Below are 21,582 nucleotides of genomic sequence, written 5' to 3' on the forward strand. Positions count from 1 at the left end.
CAACTTAGCGAGCGGCAGCCAGTTCCGCTTCCACCTCGGGATCGGCCTCCTCGGTAACATGGGGCAGTTTCTTGCCAAAAACGCCCGCGCCGATCACGGCCAGCATGATGACCACAATGGTGCCGATGCAGAACATGAACACGGCCTCGAAGGAGCCCGTCATCTCGTACAGCGACGCGATGATGAAGCCGCCCACCGAGCCGGCCGCAAAGCCGAACACGGTAATGTAGGCGAAGATCTTGCCGTAGTCCTTCGTGCCGAACACCTGTGAGGCCACGCTGGCAATGCCCACGCCCAACAGCACGTACAGCGTGTCGCCCAGGCCGGCGCCCAGGTAGGCCAGAATGGTGTTACCCGCGCTGACCATGAGGATCACCATGGCCAGAATACCCACGAGCATCCAGGCAACAAAGGCACGGATGGCGCCGAACTTGTCGATCGTCCAACCGATCAGCGGGTTCAGGCCGATGTCGAAGATAAGGGCCACTGAGATCATGAGCGCGCCCACCGTGGGAGCGAACCCGACGCTTTCCGCGTACATGGGGAAGTAGGCGTTGATGACCGAAACGATCTGGGTCAGGGCCAGGGCGAGCGCCACCAGCACAAAGGCCAGCGACTTCACCGCGCGCTTGGCCGGCACGCCCGACTCCATAACCACCTCGCCGCGTTCCGCAGGGTCGTAGCCATAGGGCTTCAGGCCCTTGCGCTCGGGGCTGTAGGGCACCAGAAACAGCGCCGCCGGCACCGCCATCGCAATACCCACAACGGCAAAGATAAGCAGACTGGTGCGCCAATCCATGACGTTCATCAGCTCGACGGTGATCGGGCTCATAATGGCAGAAGCAACACTGGCCAGCGCCCAGGCCAGACCGATGGCCAGGCCCGTCTTTTTCGCAAACCAGTTGGTCAGCACCGTAGAGATGAACACGATACTGGTAAAGGCCATGCCGACGCCCACCAGAAAGCCGCCGATCCACCACCACACCACGCTCTGACTAAACGAGAGAATGGCCACGACCACTGACTGCAAGGCCGCAAAGCCCGCGATGCCAATGGGCGGAATCTTGTGCAGCCAGTTGCCCACCACGGGCAGACCGCAGGCAATGCCGATGTAGACCAGCGTGGAGTACAGCGAAATGCTGGCGTAGTCGGAACCGAGCGCCTCAGAAGCAGGCACGAAGAAGTTGCCGATCACCACGGTGTAGAACGTTACGGAGCCAGCGATGAGCATGCCGCAGCCCAGCACGGTGAGCCAGGCGCGCACGTTGGATTTCTTGGTATCCATGGAACCATCCTTTCGGAAAAGCGGAGCCACCGTCTCGCCACGCGGCTCGGCGGCTCCGCGACTGAAGAGCGAACGGCTAGATGCCCATCGTGGCGGCTAGTACGGCCTTGATGGTGTGCTGACGGTTGCCCGCCTCACGGAAGATCTCGCTAGCGTGCTTCTCGAACAGCTCATCGGAAATCTCCATGCCCTCGGTGATGATTTTGCGCGATTCCTCGTCCGGGGCCTGGGCAAGCAGCTGCTGGCCCAGGGAGTGATCGGCATTGTGCAGCGACGGCAGCATGTGCAGCACCACCACGTTCGGGTTATCCACCACTTCCATCAGCTCGCTGGTCAGGCGATAGGGAATGAGGTCCTTGGCGTAGGACATCCAGGCATCGTAGCCGTGGTCGTCGCCAGTGGAGGAGGTAGTGTACTCCCACTCCTCGGTGGTCACGATATCCATGCCCTTCAGCAGGTTCACGTCGTCGGAAATGACCAGCTTGTTGTTAGGCGCCCACTTCGCGAACAGCTCTTCCAGCTCCTCCACGTACTCGGGGATCATCTTGTGGTCGTACAGGTCGGGGCCGATGGCGTAGCAGTCCATGCCCAGCAGCGCGCACATGCGGCCGTACCACAAAGGCGAGATGGCGCAGGCGCCGGTGTAGGCGAGCTTCTTCCCCTTGCAGGAGCCGGGGCCTCCCCACAACTCCTCCAGCGTCATGGCGTCAGCCAGCATCTGAGTGGGATGATCCTCGGTGGTCAGGGCGTTGATGACAGGGATGTCGGCGTAGTCGGCAATCTTGTACATGAATTTCTCGGGGCCCTGGGAGCGCCACACGATGGCGTCGTACATCTCGTTGAACACGCGAATGGTGTCCTTCACCGTCTCCTGCACGCCCACGTGGGAATTGGAGAGGTAGGTGAAGCCAAGGCCCAGATCATGGCAGGAGGTCTCAAAGGCGCAGCGGGTGCGGGTGGAGCCCCACTCGAATTGGGCGATGACGTCCTTGTTCACGAAACGACGCTGATCGACACCAGCGCGCTTCTCGGCCTTCAGCTCATGAGCCAGGTCGAGCAGGTAACGGAACTGGTCGGGGGTGAAGTCACGCAGGTTGATGAAGTCGCGACCAAGAATCGGGTTTCCCATGATAGTTTCCTTTCAGGATAAAGTGATCAGTTGCGGGGGGTTAGGCACGGGCGGGCACGTAGACGTTCTTCGTCCAGCAGTGCACGCCGCCGCCGGCCATGTTCAGTGCCAGGGAGTCGATCATGACCACCTTGCGGTCGGGGAAGCAGGCCTTCAGCGCGGCCTCGGCCTGGGCGTCCTTCTCCTTGATGGCCTCGTCCATACCCTCCTGCCAATAGCGCTGGCCCAGCACCACGCCGTTGCACACCAAGAAGTTGCAGTAGCTGGTAGCGCCGAACAGGTGCAGCTCGTCTTCGGGCCAGGGGGTGCCGTCCATAAAGGCATCACCCACCAGCTCGTGGTAGTAGTCGTACAGGTCGTCGCCGGGACGCTGGATGTACTGGATGTGGGCCGACGCAGGAATGCGCACGATCTCGAAGGGGTTGCCGTCCACGTCGGTGGCAGCGGCCAGCACCTCATAGGCGGCGTCGAGGCGGCGCTTGTTCTCGGCGGAGATGCGGTTCTCGGCGGCCTCTTCCTCGGTTACCTCAGCCAGGAGGATCTTGTTCTTGTCAATGAAGCGGCACATCTCGTCGGTATGGGCGGCGAAGCTGGCGCCCACGATGGGGGTGCCATCGGCTTCGTAGTCGAGCGGGGCCACGCGGAAGTCGTCGTCATCGTAGAGCGGCTGGGGCAGCCAGATGATCTTCTCCACGTTCCACAAGCGCTTGTACTCTTCCTCGATCTGCTCCTTGGTGTATTCCGGGTTGCGCTTGCGCACCTCCGTGTCCTCGATGGCAATGAGAACGCCGGCACCGTTGAACTCGCGGTCACCGCCCTCGGACACCATGTCGGAGCTGACCACGTCGTAGCAGCCCAGGGCGATGGCTGACTGCACGCCGATCTGACGGGAGTAGTCGCGCAGGCCCTCGTTCTTGGGGTAACGACCGTAGAAGCTCCAGCTGGGGTTCACCACCAGCGTCTCGCCCTCGTCGTTCACCAAGACGTTGGGGCCGTTGTCGCGGAAGTAGAACGAGTTGGGGTCCTCGTTGAATTGCGTGAAGTCGATCTTCTCAAGATCAAGGCCTGCGGCACCCAGGGTCTGCTTACAGGATTCCATCAGCCCCTCGACCATGGGGCAGCAGTTGATGTGCACCTGCACGTCGCCGTGCTCCATCAAGTTGCGCACTACCTCCGTGACCGGCGCCAGGGCGTTGTAGCCCTCAATGGGTTCGCCGTACGGCAGCCACTCGACGAACACGTCAGTCTGCGGCTCGAACTCCCCTGGATAGCGAAACGCACTGCTCATACATCCTCCTTTGGGATTGGGTTTGCAGCCCCGCGGCACCGAGGCTGCCTCTCTGGCCCACACCCTAAAGGCGGAAATGACGCTTGCGAAGACAGAACCGAGTTGATTTTTCTTGAGGACGTGCTTCTACTTCCGATAAACTTTCACAATTGCAAAATAAACTCGCGTAAACTCAGCGATGAACTGGTAATCCTCGGGGCAGCTTCTGAAGAAATATGAAGTCCAGCATCTTTTCTGCCGCAAAAAAGCCGCCTCATCTTACAATCAAACTATCGCCCTTACCCAAAGGACTGCCGAGAGGAAACGACCATGGCTCTTTCTTATCTCATTGCGATTATTTTGATTGGCGTCTGCATCGGAGCCGCCTTCGTCGGATTCTCAGCCTATGCCGTTTCCCAAAGAAAGATGCTGTTTTATCTTGCCGGATTCTCGTTGTGCTACGCCATCGAGCAATGCCTTATTTTCTTCCACGAGTTTCTCGGCCAGAACCTCTCGTTCCACGCTGAAAATTTCAGCGGGCTGGAAGACCCCTTTCTTCATCTGATTGCCGGATCCGTCCTTTGTGAATGTCTTTGGCTCGCCTGCTTGTCGTTCTTCCACCGCAACGAGGGAAACTTGAGATGGGTTCCTACGGGCGCGTTTATCGTGCTCTCGATTCTGGTCGCCGTGTTTCCCTTTGAAAGCGACAGCCTCAAGAAATGGATGTTCTACAGCATACGCCAGCTATTCTTCCTGTGGGTGGCAGCCTATTGCGCGTATCGCTACGTTAAAGCCTCGTCGGAAGCTACCAAATCGCGGTACCGCAGCCACGCCTTGGTATTTGCCGTGTTCGTTGCTCTGGTGCTCTTTACCCTCGCAGAAGACACCGTGGTGATGCTGTTTGTCAATCCCAGCCTTTTCGACGATGATTTTATTCTGGCCTATCTCTACCGCCGCAACACCATGGAGGCGCTGCTCGTGCTTTGCATTATCGGCTACACCACCTATCTTTCCATCCAGTCCTTGCGGCTAAAAAGCGAAGACGCACCTCGGCCCGTTGAAGAGCGTCAGCAGGCTCACATGCGCGATATTCTCCCCTATTTCGCCCGCAAGCACGACCTCACAAGTCGCGAGGAAGAAATCCTCGCCTATCTCATCGACGGAGAAGACAACGCCTCCATTGCCCGCCGTCTGCAGGTTTCCCTCGGCACCGTAAAAACCCACACTCACCATATTTTCAAGAAGACAGGGTCTTCAAACCGTAAAGAGTTGCTGCAGATATTCTGGTCCGATCGCTGAGAAAGCGTCTGGCTCTGTCGCACTCTCCCCCACTCGCAATCCTGTTCAAGACCGCTCGCTGCGAATGCGATAAAGTAGGCTGACACACCAAGGAAAGAAGGAGCGGAGAAGCGGTGCGGTACCACCTGATTGCGTTGTTCACGGTGTTCGTGTGGGGCATCACCTTCGTGTCCACGAAGGTGCTTCTCGTGGACTTCTCGCCCTTCTGGATTCTGCTGCTGCGCTTCGCCGTGGGTTTTCTGGGTCTTTGCGTGCTGCGACCCCGTATCCTCGCGCTGAAGGAGCGGCGGCATGAGGTGCTTTTCGTGACTGCAGGCGCCACGGGCGTAGCGGCCTACTTCCTCATGGAGAATATTGCCCTGCAGTGGGCCACAGCTACCGCCGTAGGCGTCATCGTGGCCGCCGCTCCCCTGTTCACCGCACTGTTCCAGGCCGTTCTCGGCGATCGCTCCGCTCTAAGCGCCCGATTCTTTCTCGGTTTCGTCGTGGCCATGGCAGGACTCGTCGTTGTGGGTCTTGGCAGCACGGGCACCACAACGCTGCTTTCCTGGGACACCGCGAGCCTGCTGGGTTACTTGCTTGCCTTAGGCGCGGCCGTGGTGTGGGCCATCTATTCGTTGCTGGTCAAGCGCATTGGCGATCTGGGCTATGAGACCGTAGCGGCCACCAAGCGCATTTTCCTCTGGGGCCTCGTCTTCATCGTGCCCGTCACGTTGCTGTTCGGCGGCAGTGTCCCCGCCGCAAGCAGCTTCGCCAACCCCGTCAACACGGCGAACCTGCTGTTCCTGGGCGCGGTGGCCTCGGCGGCCTGCTTCGTCACCTGGGGCGTAGCCGTCAAGCACCTGGGCGCCACCACCACAACGGCCTACATCTACCTGGTGCCCGCCATCACCGCCACCGCCTCGATTCTCATCCTCAGCGAGCCGCTGAACGCTCTTATCGTCAGCGGTATCGCCCTCACCATCGTCGGCCTGGCACTTTCACAAAGCAAGAAAACGAAAGGGGCATCCGTGAGACGGCCAACCGTCTGACTTGTCTCATCCCAGCGCCCGTCAGATGACGAACCACAGCGACGGAGGCCTGGTGCGCTTAGCCGAACACCTCGGCGGCGGCTACGACACGCAGTAGCTCCTCGTTTACCTTGTCTCTTCCGTAGGCATCGAGGAAACGAGCGTGGTAGCGATCGGTTTTCAGATTGAAGGCAAAGGTCCAAACGCCCCAGAACAGATCGATGTGGCGGTCTCCCACGCCCCCGCAGCCTACATCGATGAAACCGGACACCCTCCATGCGTTCAGCATGATGTTCGGCAGACAGTAGTCGCCGTGCAGCAGCACACGGCTCCGCAGCTCGCCTTTTCCCTCTTCCAGCACGTCATGCGCCTCCTTAGCTGAGGAGAAAGCGAAACCTCCCGTGAAGAGCGAGACGTCGAAGCGGCCCGCACGATAGCCTTCTTCGGCAAAAGCAAGGTATTCGGCTGTACGGTCTTGCACAGGACATGAGGCGAAGTCGCATTCGTGGAGCGCCCGCAACGCCGTAGCCGTCACGTCGCACAGCTGCTGCGGGTCGGCCAAATGCGTATCGCTTACCCCGTCTTCCCCCGGCACGGCCGCCGTAACCAGCCAATCATCCTCGCCCGAAAAATACAGCAACACTTCGGCGCCGAGGCCCAATTCGTGAAAATAGCGTGTCATGACCGCCTCGCGCGCCAGCGAACCCCTCGCAGCGCGCTTCACATAGCAGCCGCCTGTGCGCTCCACGTAGTAGACACGGGCCTCGGGCGAGCAAGAGCTGTCCCACACGGGAGCGTTGCCCACCAGCTCACGTACCTCCCACGGCACTTCGCCGGGAATAACCGCTAACAACTGCTTTTGCATACGCCCTCCCTAGGCATGGAGCCTCCTCTATTGCGCCCGCGCCTAACCGCCTTTGCCGCGCTCGAGCATTTTCCTATAATAGCCTGATCCGCACCGGCAGCACGAAAGGGACAGGCATGTCCTACACCAATAAAGAACTCAGCGAGGCACTGCGTCAGATCGACTCCACGCTGCACAAACTACGCGAGACGAAGAAGACCCTGGAAGCCAAGGACGAGCCGACGCGCTACAAGTCGCAGATCACCCTGGCAACGCGGCGTATCGAGGCCTTCGGCATCGCCCGCGACCTGATAGCACGCGAGCTGGAGCGCATGACCCAATGAGACAAGTCAGACGGTTGGTTGTCTCACGGCAGCGTGTCGGCTGCGGCCTCGATGTGGGCCATGAAGCGCTTGGCGGCGATGGGGAGACGGGCCTCGTCCTTGTAGGCCAGCGCCAGGGTTCGGGTGATTGGTGGGTCCGTGGGGCGCACCTCCAAGGGGTACGGACACTTCTCCATGATGAGGTCGGCCAGCACGGTGACACCCAGGCCCTCGTGCACCATGGCCATGATGGAGTAATCGTCGTGGATGGTGAACTTCACCCGCGGCTCAAGACCGCAGGCGGCAAAGGCCTCCAAGGGCTCGTAGTAGCCACCCTCCTCCAATAAGATGAACGGCTCGCGCGCCAGTTCTTCCAGCGACACCCGCTGCCGCCGTGCCAACGGATGGCCGGCGGGCAGCACCGCCGACATGGCCCCGGTCTTCAGTACGCGCGTCTGCAGCCCCGTGACCGCCGCCGGATTCACGAAGCCGAAATCCACCAGACCGCTGCGAATCCATTCGGGAATGAGGGTGTAATCGCCCTGATGGATGACGAAGCGCACGTCCGGGTGCTGCTCCTCAAAGGAGCGAATGAGGCTCGGCAGCCAATGGGCGGAGATGCTGGCAATGGTGCCCATGCGCACCACGCCCGTCTCCAGGCCGTTGATGGCCGCCGCTCGCTCGGCCACAGCGCGCTGGGCGTTCAGCACCTGCTCCATCAGGGGAAACAACTCCTGGCCCTCCAGCGTAAGGCGGCTGCCCGTGCGCGTGCGGTCGATAAGCTTCAGGCCGAGCTCCGCTTCCAGCCCGGTCATCATCTGACTGAGTGCCGACTGGGTGTAGCCCAGATCCTGCGCCGCCTTCGAGAACTGCCCCCGCTCCACAATGCGCTTGAGCGCCTCGTACTTTCTTGTGTCCACCGGTGAACCTTCTCTCATTATTAGCAAATCTTAATACCGCATAAGATAGTTTCGTTTTACTTATGGTATCGCATCTCAGAGAATTAACCTCCGAAAGTTGACCAAGGAGGTTCCCGTGCGAGAAAACCAGCGTGCGCCGCAGCGCCAGAATGCGTCGATGGGCCTGGCGGGCGCCATCGGTTTCGGCCTGGTTGCCTGCGTGCTCTACGGCGTCGGCGCCGGCTTGCGAGGCGATATCGGCATTCTGCTCACGCCGCTTTCCGAGCACTGCGGTCTGCCCTACGCCGACGTGAGCTTCTGCATCGCCGTCATGAACCTGGTGTTCGGTGCAGCCCAGCCAGCCTTCGGCCTGCTGGCGGCGCGGCGCTCCAATCGGTTCGTTCTGCTGTGCGGCACCGCTCTTCTGGCAGCCAGCCTAGTGGGCATGAGCGTTGCCCACAGCTTCTGGGCCCTCTTCTGCTCGCTGGGGCTCTTGTTCGGCCTGGGGGCCGGCGCCCTAGCCTTCGGGCTCATCCTCAGCTCGGCCATGCGCCGCGTGGGGCCCGAGCGGGCCATGATGATCTCCGGCATGCTCAACGCCGCCGCTGGCCTGGGCGCCTTCGTCCTCTCCCCCACCATCCAGGGGCTCCTGGATGCCGGCGGCACCTCGTTCGCCCTCACCACGCTGCTTGTACCCGTGGCAGCGCTTGTGCCCATCGCCTTCGTGGTGACGAGCGCTGACGGGAGAAGTGATGCGCCAGAAGATTCGCAATCACCCCGCACTGCCGATCCTTCCAGCCCCGGCCTGTTCCGCCGCGCCTTCTCCAACCGAACGTTCCTATTGCTGGTGGCCGGGTTCAGCACTTGCGGGTTCCATATGGTCATCATCGAGTCCCATCTGTTCTCCCAATATCTCTCCTACGGCATCCCCGCCACCAGCGCCTCCTGGGCCTTCTCGCTCTACGGCATCGCCACCATCTTCGGCGCGCTTCTGTCCGGCTGGCTGTCGGTGAAGGTGCCGAAGGGGCGGCTGCTTGTGTTCTACTACGGGTTTCGAGCCCTGTGGGTGCTGGCGTTCATCTTCCTCATGCCGAAGACGCTCGCCACGGCCATCTTGTTCAGCACTGGCCTTGGCCTCACCGGCGATGCCACCGTGTCCCCCACGGCGGGCCTCGTCAACCAGCAGTTCTCGCTGGCCGAGGCGGCCACGCTCATCGGCGTGCTGTTCTTCGGACACCAGATCGGCGGCTTCCTCAGCGCATGGCTCGGCGGTGTGCTCCTGGGAGCCACGGGCAGCTACACCGTGCTCTGGGTGCTGGACGCCGCACTGTGCGCCCTGGCTGCCCTCGCCTCGGCGAACATACGGAACCGATAGAAAGGCAGGTTCCGCATAAACCGAGGAGTTTGCGCCACCCCTTCCCGTCCTGTGCGTTAATGGGTTCAAGCAACGCGGAGAAGGAGAACCTATGGCCCTGCTTGATGACGCCCTCGGAGGCACTCGTTTCAGCGACAGCACGCCTATGCTCGATTTGGTGCGGCGCCATCGCGAGGAGATTGCCTCGCAGATGGTGGCGCGGCTTGCCGAAAGCGACGAGTTCGCGCAGATGATGGAGCGAAACTTCGGCCCCTACCAGCGACTCATGACTTACTACGAATGCGCCATGATGGAGGTGGAGACGAAGTTTCGCGTACTGGACGCCGAATATGGCCTGCAGCACGACCGCAACCCCATCGAGTCCATCAAAACGCGCCTGAAGAGCACCGACAGTCTGGCGAAGAAGCTGGTGCGCAAGGGATTCCCACTGTCAGTGGAGTCGGTGGAACGCAACATCTACGACGTGGCCGGCGTGCGCGTGGTGTGCACCTTCCCCGAGGACATGTTCACCCTGGCCGAAGCCCTGCTGGCCCAAGACGACGTGACGCTTATCGAGCGGCGCGACTATGTGGCGAATCCCAAGCCGAGCGGATATCGCAGCCTGCACCTCATCATCGAGACCCCCATCTTCCTCCAAAAGGAGAAGCGCCTGGTGAAAGTGGAGGTGCAGCTGCGCACCATCTCCATGAACTTCTGGGCATCGCTGGAGCACCAGCTGCGCTACAAGAAGGACCTCGACGAGGAAACGGCCGCCGCCGTAGCCGCCGAGCTAGCTGACCTGGCCGAGGTATCTGCCAACATGGACGCCCGCATGCAAGCCCTGCGCAACTACCTAGACGGAATGGAAGAGGGGTAGGCCGTCTCATCCGGGGCGCTCCGCAACGTAGTTCTGTTTTCTTACTGTGATGCGGGCGCGATGCGCTATACTGTTCAGGCTGCATTTCGCGGGTGTAGTTCAATGGTAGAACTCCAGCCTTCCAAGCTGATAACGCGGGTTCGATTCCCGTCACCCGCTCCAGAAAACCTCGCAACTCCGTCTATCAGGCGGAGTTGTTTACGTTTCAAGGCCATGTAAGGAATCGAACCGAGAGGCGAAAGCCCGTTAAGCAAACGCATCAGTGATGCGTTTGTAGGGCTTTGGCCCGAGGACGCGAAGCGCCCGCAGGGCTATGAGCGTTCGCCGTAGGCGGACGCGGGATTCCCGTCACCCGCTCCACGAAACACCACGGCCCCGCACGCGCGGGGCCGTTTTTGCTAGGCTTGTTCTTCTTCCATTTCCTGCAACTGAGCAGCTGCCGTCTCTTTCAACTTCTCCATCAGCGGAACGTACTCGTCCTCAATGAGCTTGCAGTAATGCTCATGATCAGTACTCATGTAATCATGCGTACTGAGGTTGCGATTGCGAAGCATCGCGAGCCACAGCTCCTGATCGTCGATAAGTCCCACCGAGCCCGCCTGTTTGATAATATCGCGGGGAGAAGGCTTGATCTCGCTCAAACCATAGAACTCCGAGAGGGAGTCTTTCATAAGCTTCCACGAAATGTCGAACAGGCTATTGAAGGCATAAATAATCGCCGCGCCATCGCGCTTGCGATACTCGGGCATTTGCCCGATAAACTCTTGCGTATCCTCCAGTAGCCGCAGAAAGGAGTCGTATCGATCACGCAATGCTAATCCAGGCATCCTCAATTCCTTTCTTATAGGGCAAGCTTAAATCAACAAGGTCAACGAGAAAGACCGTGTCAAGAGCCTCGACGCTCTCTTCGATGGAGTCAAAGTCATCGCCAAGCACTGCGACATCGATATCGCTGCCAAAATGCGCGCTTCCTTTAGCATGAGAACCAAACAACCACGCTTTGGCATGGGCGCGCTGGCAGATAGACGCGATGGCGCCGATCGTCTCATCTGCCGTGGTGAGCACTTTGGATGGCTGCGATGCTATGTCCCAATATTCGTACAAAGCACTCCTATAAAAGGAGCCGGGCCTTTGCCCGGCTCAGCACTTTTCTGGTGCGCCCAGCAGGAATCGAACCTGCAACCGTCGGATTAGAAGTCCGATGCTCTATCCGTTGAGCCATGGGCGCTTAAGGTCGAGCCGTCTCGACGGTTTGCCATTATAGCGCATTCGCCGCCGACCGCGCTTGCCACTCCCCTCGTCGTCGCCGATGCGGCGAATGGTATGGAAGGCGGTGCGGAGCCGTGGGGACGGCGCCTACACCCACCGCTCGCGCATGAAGGCCCATTGGGCGTCGCGAACGGCCTCGAGGGCGGCCAGGTCGGCCTCGTCATCGGCGCTGAAGCGGCCCTGACGACGCAGATAGGGCTCAATGGGCTTGAACTGCTTCGGGTTGCGGTTCAGACGGAACACCCCACCGGGCACGCCGCTGACCGCGTCGCCCTCGTACTCGGCCAGGTACCACAGGCCCGTGTCCACAATCTCCTTTGCCACATCCACCATGTCGGCGCTGGGGAAGCCCCACCCCACGGGACAGGGCGCCATCACGTGGATGAAGCGGGTGCCCTTGATATCGCGGGCGCGCTCCACCTTCTTGATGAAGTCGTTCAGATAGCCCACCGACGCCGTGGCAGCATAGGGAATATGATGGGCGGCCACAATTTCGAAAAGGCTCTTCTTGTTGGTGAGGCAGCCGTGGGCGTTCTTGCCCGCCGGCGTCGTGGTGGTAGACGCGCCCCGCGGCGTAAGGCTCGACTTCTGAATGCCCGTGTTCATGTAGGCCTCGTTGTCGTAGCAGATATAGAGCACATCGTCGTTGCGATCGATGGCGCCGGACAGCGCCTGCAGGCCGATATCGGCCGTGCCGCCGTCGCCGGCGAAGCCCACCACAGTGCACTCCTCGGGCTTCTTGCCCTGGGCGCGCAAACCCGCCTCAATGCCCGAAAGCACCGAGGCCGTGGCGGCGAAGGGCGTGATCATGGCGTTGTTGCCGAAGGCCAGCTGCGGGAAGTTGAAGCCCGTGGCGCTCATGCAGCCGGCGGGCAGCGCGGCCACAGCCTGGGGTCCCAGCACCTTCAGCACCTGGCGCACCACCAGGGCACCACCGCACCCCGGGCAGGCCTTATGGCCGTAGAAGAACTCCTCGTCGGTAATGGTACGGGCGTTGACGCTCATCGCGCACCTCCTTCCGTTGCCGATGCCGAAACAACCTGCACGTCGTCGATGCCCAGGAACCGCACGGGATCGATCGGGCGCTCCTGCGTGGCCGCCAGCTGCTCCAAGGCGGCAAAGGCGTCCTCCATCTGGGCGCGGGAGATATCGTCGCCGCCCAGGCCGCCGATGAAGTTCAGGGCCGGCGGACAAGCCCCATGCCGGGCCAAGGCCGACAGCACGTTGGTGAACACGGTGCCCTCGGCGCCGAAGGAAATATCCTGTTCCAGCACGCCCACGGCGCGCACGCCTTCCAGAGCATGCGCAATCAGGCGGTCGGGCATCGGACGCAGATAGCGAATGCGCAGCATACCGGCGCGCTTCCCCGCCGCCCGCAGGCCGTCTACCACATCGCGAGCCAAACCCGCCGCCGAGCCTAGCGTGACCAGCACGAACTCCGCGTCATCGCACTGGTAGGTCTCGACCATGCCCGGATACTGGCGTCCCACAGTTTCCGCAAAGCGCTCCTCCACCTCTGCGATGACCGCTTCCGCCGCCCGCATATCGCGATGGTGCTGGTACTGGTAGTAGCGGTTGTACTCGGGGCCGGCGGAGTAGCCGATGTTCTTCGGAGCGCCGAAATCGAACTGATTGTCGGTGCGATACGACGGCAGGAAGGCATCAGCTTCCTCGGCCGAGGGAATCTCCACCGACTCGTAGGTATGAGTAAGCGCGAAACCGTCCACATTCACCATGATCGGCAGCGACACGCGCTCGTCCTCAGCCACGGCGTAGGCCATGAGCGCCAGATCCAGCGCCTCCTGGTTGTTCTCGGCGTACACCTGGATCCAGCCGTGATCCAACAGCGACAGCGAGTCGCGCTGGTCGCCGTAGATGTTCCACGGCAGGGCCAACGCGCGGTTCGCGTTCATCATCACAATGGGGAACCGGCCGCCTGAGGCGTAAGTCAGACACTCGGCCATGTACAGCAGACCCTGGGAAGACGTGGCCGTAAAGGTGCGTGCGCCCGTGGCCGCCGCGCCGATGGCCGCCGACAGCGCCGTGTGCTCGCTTTCCACGTGCAGGTACTCGCAATCCAGCGAGCCCTCCTCCACCATGACCGACAGCGCTTCCACCACGGTAGTCTGGGGTGTAATGGGGTACGCGCTGATCACCTGGGGACGCGCCAGACGCACACCTTCGGCAAAGGCCTCGTTGCCTGAAAGAAACTTCCGCATCTATGCCACCTCCCCAATGGGTCCGTCGACGGGCGGCAGTCCCGCGGCCGTTTCCTCGTCAACGGGGGCACCCTCGTTCTCGCCGGCATGCTCGTCCACCATGGCAATGCAGTCAGCGGGACACACCTTGGCGCACACCCCGCAGCCTTTGCAGAAATCGTAGTCGATGGCCACGGCCGTGAGCACGCCCTCCTCGTCGCGCACCTTGAACACGGTGCCGTCGGGGCAGTACATGTAGCAGTTCAGGCAGAGCGTGCACTGCACCGGGTCGATAAGGGGCTTCTCGCTGCGCCAACCGGCATTGATCGAGGTCAGGAAGCCGGCGGTATAGCAAGTGCTGCGCGCGTACTCCTCGGGCGGTGTTGAAAGCCCGTCGCGCAGAAACGGCGTGAAGGGCCGGCGCGGGCTAGAAATCGCGTCCATTGGCGCTCCTTTCCTCTCCCTCGGTCAGGGAATCGCCCTCGACCAGAATCTCGGCGGCCAAGTTGAACAGCGGGTCTTTCTCGCTCAGGGACTGCGTGACTTCCACAGCCGGCTGCTCGCCCTCGACGAACGAGCGTGTGCCCGCAATTTCCCGTTCGACCATCTGCCTGTAAGCCGCCTCCACAATGGCCAGGTTCTTCTCGTGAAGCTTGGCCGGCATGGTGGCGCGGATGCCCTCCTGGACGTCGGCCAGATTGACCACGTCGGTCAGGGCCGGAATGACACCCAGGAACACGGTGTTGGGAATGGGGCGCTTCAGCACCACCTGGGAAATGCCGTCGGCATCCACCGCCACAATACGCGGGTCGTCGACAGCGCGCCGCGCGTTCAGCAGCACGAGGCCGCCCTCTTTCAGCTCGGATTCCCAACCGTCCTCCAGCAGCGTCTCGTCCAGATACACCACGAAGTCGGCCTTCTGCACCGCGCTGCGATCGCCGATGGGCGCGTCCGAGATCTTCGTGAAGGCCCGCATGGGCGCGCCGCGCCGCTCGGGACCGAACGTGGGAAACGCCAGCGCTGAGCGCCCCGCGGAAAGCGCCGCCGCGGCCCCCAGGCACCGAGCCGCTGTAAAGGCGCCCTGACCCCCGCGGGCATGCCAAATAACTTCCACCATAGGTTTGTCCTTTGTAATTGCCCTTTAAAACGCGCGCCGCTCAAGCGCACCACGTTCAGTATAGTTGACCGCACAGCCTGCGGGGCTCCCCAATGGACGAAAGGCGACCAGGCCTAGTAGCCGCACCGATGCGCAGCAATTTGCAGCAGCGCCGTCCACAGCAGCAACGGCGGCCAGGTGCTGAGGCGCTCAATGCCCTGGCCCACGGCGCTGGCCAGAGGCCCCAAGTGCCGCTCGGCGAACACGGTGCGGCGACGCTTCCAGACAAGCGCCTGGGCACCGTTGCCCTCGCGCCCGAAAGCAAGCTCCTGACCCAGCACCGCAGCAAGAAAGTCCAGCTCGGTGGGCAGGGCATCGGCCCGCTCCACCACCCCGACGCGCAGCTTCAGGCCGGCGGCACGGTAGCTCTGCGCCACGCTGGCCGACTCCCCCAGACGCGCCTCGGGCTCGGCGGGATCGCGACGCACCCAGCGCCGGCCCTCCAGCGGCACGGGGGCCTCGGGGCGATAGCACAGGCGCGTCAGCTCGCGGCGCATTGTCTGGCCCCGCTCATCGGCGGGCTTGGCGGCCCAGGCCAGAGCCTGGGAAGCCCGCTGCTCCAAGAGGGCGTCGGGCGCCTGGATACGAGCAGCCAAGCCCATGAGAAACTGCACCGACTCGCCGTCGGTGAACACCCGGGCCTCCTCGACGGAGGGATAGGAGAACAGGCGCGCCAAACTGGAGGCCAGAAGGCGCAGGGCCTCCAGTTCCTCCTCGTCGGCCGGGCCGAAATCAAGCAGCGCCTCGTCTACCATGGGCGCCCCTAGGAGAACAGGTACAGGACGTACTGCAACAGCTTACCCAGGGCCGTGCGCTCCGGCACGGACAGTGCCTCCCACTTCTCGGCCTGAGCGGCCGCCAAGCGCTGGGTGAAGTCGGTGATGCGCTGGAACCCTGCCTCGGTGCAGCCCAGGACATCGCCCTCAAGAACCAGCCCGCGGTCGCGCAAGCCCTCCATCTGCACGTCTAGAAAACGCTCGGACAGCCCCAGGTCCTCGGCCCGCGTCCCCGCGGAAAGCCCCGGACGACTGACGCACACCCGGCCCAGCACCACCACCTGCAGCGACGTCATGCCGAACCGCGCGGCAATGAGCACCACCCGGTGCCAGAATGCGACCAGCTGACGCAGCACCGGCGCCGGGAACAGGCCCGCAGTCGTGGCAGGATATCCCGCAGCCCGAGCATAGCCGTAGCCCAGTTCGACCAGTTGATCGAAACTCTCCTCCGTCAAGCCCGGAAACGCCTCCACCATCCGGGCCCCGAGCGCACGATCGATCAACGCCGAGCGCTCCGCCCCCTTGGCCGTGGCGCACAGGGCCAGGGCGCGGCGGTCCTCGGCGCTGCGTCCCAGCGCCGCCAGCTCACGCTCGGCCAGGGGCCGCACGAACGGCGCCGTCCCCTCGGCGGCCTCGGCGCAGAACCCGTAGTCCTCGCGCAGCTTCCGCAGGGAAAGGCCTTGGCTGCGGGCGGTCACATCAGCCAGCACGGCCGCGCCGGGCAAGTCAAGATCGCTCGCCCTGCGGCAGGCATCGTCCATCAGCTCGTACAGCCGGTGCAGCACCGCCACGGTGGCGGGATCGGACAACCGGGCCGGAGTCGCGCTCATGGCCGCTCCCCCTCTCCGTTGACCTTGGGGGCATCATCCCGGGCTTCGGGCACGACCTCCCAGGCCCGACCGCCCTCGCGCGCAGAGCGCTCAGCGGGCGATTCCACGCCCAGTTGGGCCCGGATGCGCGACACCAGACTGGGGCGCGCCGCCTCGGCGGCGCAGGGCGGGCACAAACGGTCGTCGGCGCCGCTCAGCACGGGCATACCGCAGCGCTCGCAGCGGTGGGCGTCGCGCGAGAAGCACTCCACTCCCTGGAAGGGGTGAGCGAACGCGCGGTAGTCGCGAGAGAGTGCGCCCTCGGGGCACACTGCCAGACACAGCCCGCAGTTCACGCAGGTGCCGGGCACGAACACGTGGGAGAACACGCCATCCTCGAGGTAATGGCTGATGGAGCCCGTGGGGCACATCTGCATGCACACACCGCAGGCCCGGCACTTCTCAGGGTCGGCCACCAGCTCGGGCCACGCGAAGTCGCAGGCTCCCGAGGCGGAAAATCCCTGGCGCGTCCACAGCTCGGCCGCACGGCGGCGCCAAGCGGGCACGTGCTTGCTGCGCTGACGCAGGGCCAGCGGCGAGCGCTTCTTCGCCGGCGACGCCTGGCGACGCACCCCGCCGAACAGCGCGCGAATGCTGGCTCGGGCCGAGGGCGCTGCCAAAGGAGAATCTCCCTGGGGCACGGTCAAGCGCGGCAGGAACAGCGGCGCCGACTCCGTAAGGTTCGCCGAGGCGCGCACGCCGTGCAGCATGCGGAAAGCGGCCGTCACGTTGGCCTCGAAGGTGGGGCGCAAGCGCGCGAACAGGCCGCAGCTCTCGCAGCGCTCGGTGCGCAGCTCACAAGGACGGGAAAGGGCCAGTTCGAACAGGACGCCGGGGCTCAGCGAAGCCAGGCAGGCGCCCAGCTGGTAGGTGCGCGGCCCCTGGCCGAGGGCCTCCAGTTGCCCGTAGGGCAGAAAGCACCGCAGACTCACCGGCTCCTCGCCTTTAATGCGGTTCACCAGCTGACGCTCGGTGAAACTGGGGGACTCGAACACCTCCAGGGGGCACGCCGTCAGGCACTGGCCGCACTGCATACAGCGCGCCGGGTTGATAACGGGCGCACCGCCGGGCCCCTCGAGCCGCAGAGCGGTGCCAGGGCACGAGTCGGCGCACAACGAACAGGCGCTGCCCACGCTGCGCGCATGCAGGCAGCGCTCGCCGTGCAGCTCGATGACGATCTTGTTCGTGCGGTCGCCGGTGGCCATGCCCCTCCCCTCTCCAACGCGGCCGATGCACCCTATGATAGCGAAGCCGGGGCTTCGGCGCACGGGCCGCGCCCGCCGCTGCCAGCCCCGCGCGCTACAAGGCTTCGACCAGCTTCTTCTGCAGTTGAGCCAAGGCGCGGTAATAGGAAATGCGCGACTGTTCGATTACCTGGTCGCTGAATCCGGGCACCCACTGGCGCATATGCTCGTCCACGAACTCCGTCAGCTTCTCCTCGGCCGACAGCCCGTGCTCGGCCAGATAGGCCGGGTCTTCGGCCAGAATGCTGCAGAAGTACCACTCGTTGTCGATCATATCCACACTGTCGTTGTAGCCTGCGGGCCGCACCACACCGCAAGCGCGCATGAAGTCCTGCACGCCGGTAGAGATGTCGTTGATCATGTAGAACACAGTATCCTGCCCGTTGGCCTTCTTGCGCCACGGCCCCTCCGTGTGCTCGATCAGGTGATCAACCAGGAACAGCCGTGTGTACTCGCAGCGAATCTCGTGGAGCACCTCTTCGGCATCGCGCCCCTCGTAGGCAGCCATGGCCTCGGCAAAGGCCGTGGCATCTGCCTCGTCAAGTTCGAGTGCCCGCCACGTTTCCCCTACCTCACGGGCGAAAGTGCCCTCGGTCATCAGCCGCGCTCGCTCGATGGTGGGCGCAGCAAAGCCCACAGACAGCAGCGAGAACATATTCGAAAGGTTGGTAGCCACAGCGGCCTCCTTCACAACAATGCACCGACCGGCGAAAAACCGACGCGCGCATCGACCCGGTTCGGTCGATGCGCGGTCATGATACCATCGCGCGGGCCGACCCCGTGGGAGGGGCCGGGGCCGGCCGGCGATTACCTAGGACAGGTAGTAGATGTTGGGACCGGTGCCCTCTTCGGGCAGCAGCGTGAAGTTCTCGCGCTCGGCCAGAAGCTTCGACACCTCGGAGTTCGGATCGTCCAAATCGCCGAAGAAGCGGGCGCGGCCCGGGCAGCCCTCGACGCAGGCCGGGTCCTTGCCCTCGGCCACGCGGAAATAGCACAGGTTGCACTTCTCCACGGTGTTGCCGCGGTGCTCTTGGGCCAGCTGGTTGCCCACGGGGAAGTCCACGTAGTACTGGGGCTCGGCATCCAGCAAGGTGCGCACGCCCTCATAGGGGCAGGCTTGCACGCAGCTCTGGCAGCCGATGCACTCATCGGTGGTCTGCATGACGATGCCCGTCTCGGTATCCTTGTAGGTAGAGCCCGTGGGGCACACCTCCACACAAGCCGGGTTGTCGCAGTGGTTGCACTGCACCGGTGTGAAGGACATCTGGCAGTTGCCGTAGGTACCCGATGGAGTGTTCGGCTGGTCGCCGCCCACGGTCAGGGTGCGATTCCAAAACACATCATTGGGAATATTGTGCTCCAGCTTGCAGGCCACGCCGCAGGACCAGCAGCCGATGCAGCGCTTCGTATCGACGACGATTGCGTAATGTGCCATGATTTACTCCTCCACCGTTCCGTCCCAGGGCTCCACGGCCACGCGGTTGTCGAAGAACGAGCAGTTCACCGCGTAGGGATCGACGTAGTCGGTCGTGATGGCGCCCATGGAGCCGGACTTGCTCTCGTTTTCAGCGTACCCCTTGAAGTAGCAGGTCATACCCGGTCGCATACCCACATGGTAGGCGGCCTTCATAACGCAGTGACCCAGCCAGTTGTGCACCTTGATGTCCTGGCCGTCCTCGATGCCGTACTTCTTGGCATCGTCGGGATTGATGAACAACATGGGCTCGGGAGCCACTTCCTTGGCCCAGCTGCCCATGAACTGGGTCATGTGCACGCGGGTGGGGTTGCGCCACGAGATGCACACGAGCGGGTAGTCCTTCGCATACTCGGAGTTCTCGCCGGCAATCTTGTTCTCGAAGTAGGTGGGCATCTTCTCGCGATCGAAGGTAGACTCCACGTCGAAGTTCGAAGGCGTACGGGGCACCGGGGTGTCCACGTAGAAGTACAGGCGACCGGTGGTGGTGATGAAGTTGTTCAGGCCCTTGTTGCCGATGTAGGGCTGTTCCTTCACGTAGCGCATCTCCTTGTTCTGGCGCAGCGTCTCCAGCGTGATGCCGCACTCCACGGCTGCCGCCACGTCGTCGAAGGTGCCCTTCCACCAGTCCTCGTCAGTGACGTCGCACACGGCGTCCTCAACACCCAGGTAGGGTGCCAGGAAGCGGGCGATCTCGGCGTCGGGCTTCGCCTCGTACATGGGGTCGATGCACTTCTCGGACAGGCGCACATTGTGCTCATGGGACAGCGGCACCACGTCCTCGAACTCGTACATATCGCAGGCGGGCAGCACAATGTCGGCCATCTTGCAGGTGTCGGTCATCCACGGGTCGATGACGACTACCTGCTCCAGCTTGCGCAGGAACTCGTCCTTCACGCGGTTGGAGTTCACCGAACCACCGATCATGCCGCCATGGGAGATGATGATGTCCTTCACCGGGTAGTCCTCGCCCATGAGCTTGCCGGAGCTCATCACGTCGCAGGCCGCCAGGAAGGTCACCGACGATACCATCTTACCGTTGGAGGGCGCGCACAGGGCATGGCCGAAGAAGTTGCCGTACATGGCGTCGAAGCCGCCGACGGAACGGCCGGGCTCGCCGAAGTTGCCCGTCATGGCAATGAGGGCCGACATGGCGTAGGCCTGATGCAGGCCGTTCTCATAGGCACCGCCGCCGAAGTTGATGTAGTGGGCAATCTTGTTGGCCGGCTGCAGCATGTCATAGAGGAAGTTGAAGTCCTCCTCGGAGATGCCGGTCACCTGCATCACGTAGTCCAGGGTGTAGGACTGCACGTGCTCCTTGAACATATCCCAAGCGGTCACGTACTTGTCGTCACCGGAGGACCAGGCGGGGTTCGTGGATTCCTGGTAGGACACGGGCTTTTTCTGATCGGCGTCCCACACCAGGTTCGGCTTGATCATCTGCGGCTCGCCTGTTACCCAGAACGGCGCGCCCTCCACCTCGGTGTCGCCGGTCAGGTAGGTGCCGTTGGCCTTGTTGATGAGGAAGGGAGCGCAGGTGTGGTTCAACACGAAGTCGGCGTTGTAGGTCTCCTCGTCCATGAACTTCTTGATGAGACCGAGGAACAGCGCCGGGTCGGTGCCGGGCTTCACGGGAATCCACTTATCGGCCTTGGCCACGGTGGGGCTGAACAGCGGGTCGACGCACACCAGCTTGGTGCCGGCCTCCTGGGCGTTGGCGATGTGCTGCCACATCTGAATCTGGGCGCCCACAGGATTCGCGCCGCATAGGAAGATGTAGTCGGAGTTCACGAAGTCCTGGGGCTCGGACTGGTCGAACCACTGGATGCCCGCACGGGTCAGGCCCGTGTTGGTGGCGTTGTCGAAGGAGTAGTCCCACTTCGTGCAACCCGTGGCGTTGAACAGGCGCATGATAAGGCCCGCATTGCCGTTGAGCGAGCCCTGGGCACCGCCGCCGCCCTGATAGTAGGTATTGGCCAGATCGCCGTACTTCTCGGCCGTGCGCTTCCACTGCTCGCCGATGAGCTCGCCGGCCTCTTCCCAGGTGATGCGCTCCCACTCGTCCTTGCCGCGCATCTCGCCGTTGGGGTTGTCCAGGCTGTAGCCGGCGCGTTTCATGGGATACTGCACACGAGAGGGCGAATAGGCGCGCAGAATGCGCGAGCGGCCCTTCAGGCAGGTACGATAGGTGTAGTCGGGCTTCGGCAGCATATGGCTCACGTTGCCGTTGCGCGTGTAGATGTTGTACTGGCAGAACGAGCAACTCCACGAGCAGGTGCAGAAGAATTCCTGCTCATCGACGAGCGACG

At 62.7% G+C, this 21,582-nt stretch carries 22 protein-coding genes and 2 tRNA genes; 6 read left to right on the forward strand and 18 right to left on the reverse strand.

Features of this window, described 5'->3' with window-relative positions; translation table 11 throughout:
- Nucleotides 1-4 precede the first annotated feature (4 nt).
- From QZ307_RS04755 to QZ307_RS04765, 3 genes are all read right to left on the reverse strand, one after another.
- Nucleotides 5-1,285: an MFS transporter gene (locus QZ307_RS04755; protein WP_295996606.1), complete on the reverse strand. Its 1,281-nt coding sequence runs from the start codon at nt 1,283-1,285 to the stop codon at nt 5-7.
- 76 nt (nt 1,286-1,361) lie between these two features.
- Nucleotides 1,362-2,414: an ornithine carbamoyltransferase gene (locus QZ307_RS04760; protein WP_295996609.1), complete on the reverse strand. Its 1,053-nt coding sequence runs from the start codon at nt 2,412-2,414 to the stop codon at nt 1,362-1,364.
- 40 nt (nt 2,415-2,454) lie between these two features.
- Nucleotides 2,455-3,702 (reverse strand): agmatine/peptidylarginine deiminase, encoded by a 1,248-nt coding sequence (locus QZ307_RS04765; protein ID WP_295996612.1) that lies wholly within the window; start codon nt 3,700-3,702, stop codon nt 2,455-2,457.
- Between the two features lie 309 nt (nt 3,703-4,011).
- On the opposite strand from QZ307_RS04765, the gene QZ307_RS04770 reads away from it, so the two are divergent.
- Both QZ307_RS04770 and QZ307_RS04775 read left to right on the forward strand, forming a co-directional pair.
- A complete protein-coding gene (locus tag QZ307_RS04770; RefSeq protein ID WP_295996615.1) occupies nt 4,012-4,980 on the forward strand; it encodes a LuxR C-terminal-related transcriptional regulator in 969 nt (322 codons plus the stop codon).
- Nucleotides 4,981-5,093: 113 nt separating this feature from the next.
- On the forward strand, nt 5,094-6,011 hold the full coding sequence (locus tag QZ307_RS04775; protein ID WP_295996617.1) for a DMT family transporter: 918 nt from the start codon (nt 5,094-5,096) through the stop codon (nt 6,009-6,011).
- 58 nt (nt 6,012-6,069) lie between these two features.
- Here QZ307_RS04775 and QZ307_RS04780 read toward each other — a convergent pair whose 3' ends face one another.
- A complete protein-coding gene (locus QZ307_RS04780) occupies nt 6,070-6,855 on the reverse strand; it encodes an aminoglycoside 3'-phosphotransferase (RefSeq protein WP_295996619.1) in 786 nt (261 codons plus the stop codon).
- Nucleotides 6,856-6,971: 116 nt separating this feature from the next.
- On the opposite strand from QZ307_RS04780, the gene QZ307_RS04785 reads away from it, so the two are divergent.
- The gene (locus tag QZ307_RS04785; protein ID WP_295996622.1) at nt 6,972-7,178 is read left to right on the forward strand and encodes a hypothetical protein; all 207 of its coding nucleotides are present in this window, start codon (nt 6,972-6,974) and stop codon (nt 7,176-7,178) included.
- A gap of 23 nt (nt 7,179-7,201) precedes the next feature.
- Here the strand turns inward: QZ307_RS04785 and QZ307_RS04790 are convergent, their stop codons facing one another.
- Nucleotides 7,202-8,077, reverse strand: a complete 876-nt coding sequence (locus QZ307_RS04790) for a LysR family transcriptional regulator (protein WP_295996624.1) — start codon at nt 8,075-8,077, stop codon at nt 7,202-7,204.
- A gap of 115 nt (nt 8,078-8,192) precedes the next feature.
- Between QZ307_RS04790 and QZ307_RS04795 the strand changes: the two genes are divergently transcribed.
- The 3 genes from QZ307_RS04795 (at nt 8,193) to QZ307_RS04805 (ending at nt 10,449) form a co-directional block, all read left to right on the forward strand.
- Nucleotides 8,193-9,431: an MFS transporter gene (locus QZ307_RS04795; protein WP_295996627.1), complete on the forward strand. Its 1,239-nt coding sequence runs from the start codon at nt 8,193-8,195 to the stop codon at nt 9,429-9,431.
- Between the two features lie 91 nt (nt 9,432-9,522).
- On the forward strand, nt 9,523-10,287 hold the full coding sequence (locus QZ307_RS04800) for a GTP pyrophosphokinase family protein (RefSeq protein ID WP_295996630.1): 765 nt from the start codon (nt 9,523-9,525) through the stop codon (nt 10,285-10,287).
- An 88-nt stretch (nt 10,288-10,375) separates the two neighbouring features.
- A tRNA-Gly gene (locus tag QZ307_RS04805) sits at nt 10,376-10,449 on the forward strand.
- 236 nt (nt 10,450-10,685) lie between these two features.
- Here the strand turns inward: QZ307_RS04805 and QZ307_RS04810 are convergent.
- From QZ307_RS04810 to QZ307_RS04870, 13 genes are all read right to left on the reverse strand, one after another.
- Nucleotides 10,686-11,114, reverse strand: a complete 429-nt coding sequence (locus tag QZ307_RS04810; RefSeq protein ID WP_295996633.1) for an HI0074 family nucleotidyltransferase substrate-binding subunit — start codon at nt 11,112-11,114, stop codon at nt 10,686-10,688.
- Entirely contained in the window at nt 11,092-11,391 is a 300-nt protein-coding gene (locus tag QZ307_RS04815; protein WP_295996636.1) for a nucleotidyltransferase family protein, read from the reverse strand. Before QZ307_RS04815 ends, QZ307_RS04810 begins: the two co-directional genes overlap by 23 nt.
- Nucleotides 11,392-11,439: 48 nt before the next feature.
- Nucleotides 11,440-11,515, reverse strand: a tRNA-Arg gene (locus QZ307_RS04820).
- 128 nt (nt 11,516-11,643) lie between these two features.
- Complete coding sequence (locus QZ307_RS04825) at nt 11,644-12,561, reverse strand: thiamine pyrophosphate-dependent enzyme (RefSeq protein ID WP_295996639.1); 918 nt, start codon at nt 12,559-12,561, stop codon at nt 11,644-11,646.
- A complete protein-coding gene (gene porA, locus QZ307_RS04830; RefSeq protein ID WP_295996642.1) occupies nt 12,558-13,775 on the reverse strand; it encodes a pyruvate ferredoxin oxidoreductase in 1,218 nt (405 codons plus the stop codon). Before porA ends, QZ307_RS04825 begins: the two co-directional genes overlap by 4 nt.
- Nucleotides 13,776-14,198 (reverse strand): 4Fe-4S binding protein, encoded by a 423-nt coding sequence (locus QZ307_RS04835; protein WP_295996644.1) that lies wholly within the window; start codon nt 14,196-14,198, stop codon nt 13,776-13,778.
- Nucleotides 14,182-14,871: a 2-oxoacid:acceptor oxidoreductase family protein gene (locus tag QZ307_RS04840; RefSeq protein WP_295996646.1), complete on the reverse strand. Its 690-nt coding sequence runs from the start codon at nt 14,869-14,871 to the stop codon at nt 14,182-14,184. The genes QZ307_RS04835 and QZ307_RS04840 overlap by 17 nt, the downstream gene beginning before the upstream one ends.
- Before the next feature lie 113 nt (nt 14,872-14,984).
- A complete protein-coding gene (locus QZ307_RS04845; RefSeq protein WP_295996648.1) occupies nt 14,985-15,665 on the reverse strand; it encodes a molecular chaperone TorD family protein in 681 nt (226 codons plus the stop codon).
- A gap of 8 nt (nt 15,666-15,673) precedes the next feature.
- The gene (locus tag QZ307_RS04850; RefSeq protein ID WP_295996650.1) at nt 15,674-16,516 is read right to left on the reverse strand and encodes a hypothetical protein; all 843 of its coding nucleotides are present in this window, start codon (nt 16,514-16,516) and stop codon (nt 15,674-15,676) included.
- A complete protein-coding gene (locus QZ307_RS04855; protein ID WP_295996653.1) occupies nt 16,513-17,760 on the reverse strand; it encodes a 4Fe-4S binding protein in 1,248 nt (415 codons plus the stop codon). Before QZ307_RS04855 ends, QZ307_RS04850 begins: the two co-directional genes overlap by 4 nt.
- A gap of 94 nt (nt 17,761-17,854) precedes the next feature.
- Nucleotides 17,855-18,475, reverse strand: a complete 621-nt coding sequence (locus QZ307_RS04860) for a molecular chaperone TorD family protein (RefSeq protein WP_295996656.1) — start codon at nt 18,473-18,475, stop codon at nt 17,855-17,857.
- 135 nt (nt 18,476-18,610) lie between these two features.
- Nucleotides 18,611-19,234, reverse strand: coding sequence for a 4Fe-4S dicluster domain-containing protein (locus QZ307_RS04865; protein WP_275207432.1), 624 nt, complete (start codon nt 19,232-19,234; stop codon nt 18,611-18,613).
- Between the two features lie 3 nt (nt 19,235-19,237).
- On the reverse strand, nt 19,238-21,582 hold a 2,345-nt coding region (locus tag QZ307_RS04870; protein WP_295996659.1), incomplete at its 5' end, for a molybdopterin-dependent oxidoreductase.

Source organism: uncultured Adlercreutzia sp., from assembly GCA_910585575.1.
Lineage (GTDB): Bacteria > Actinomycetota > Coriobacteriia > Coriobacteriales > Eggerthellaceae > Adlercreutzia.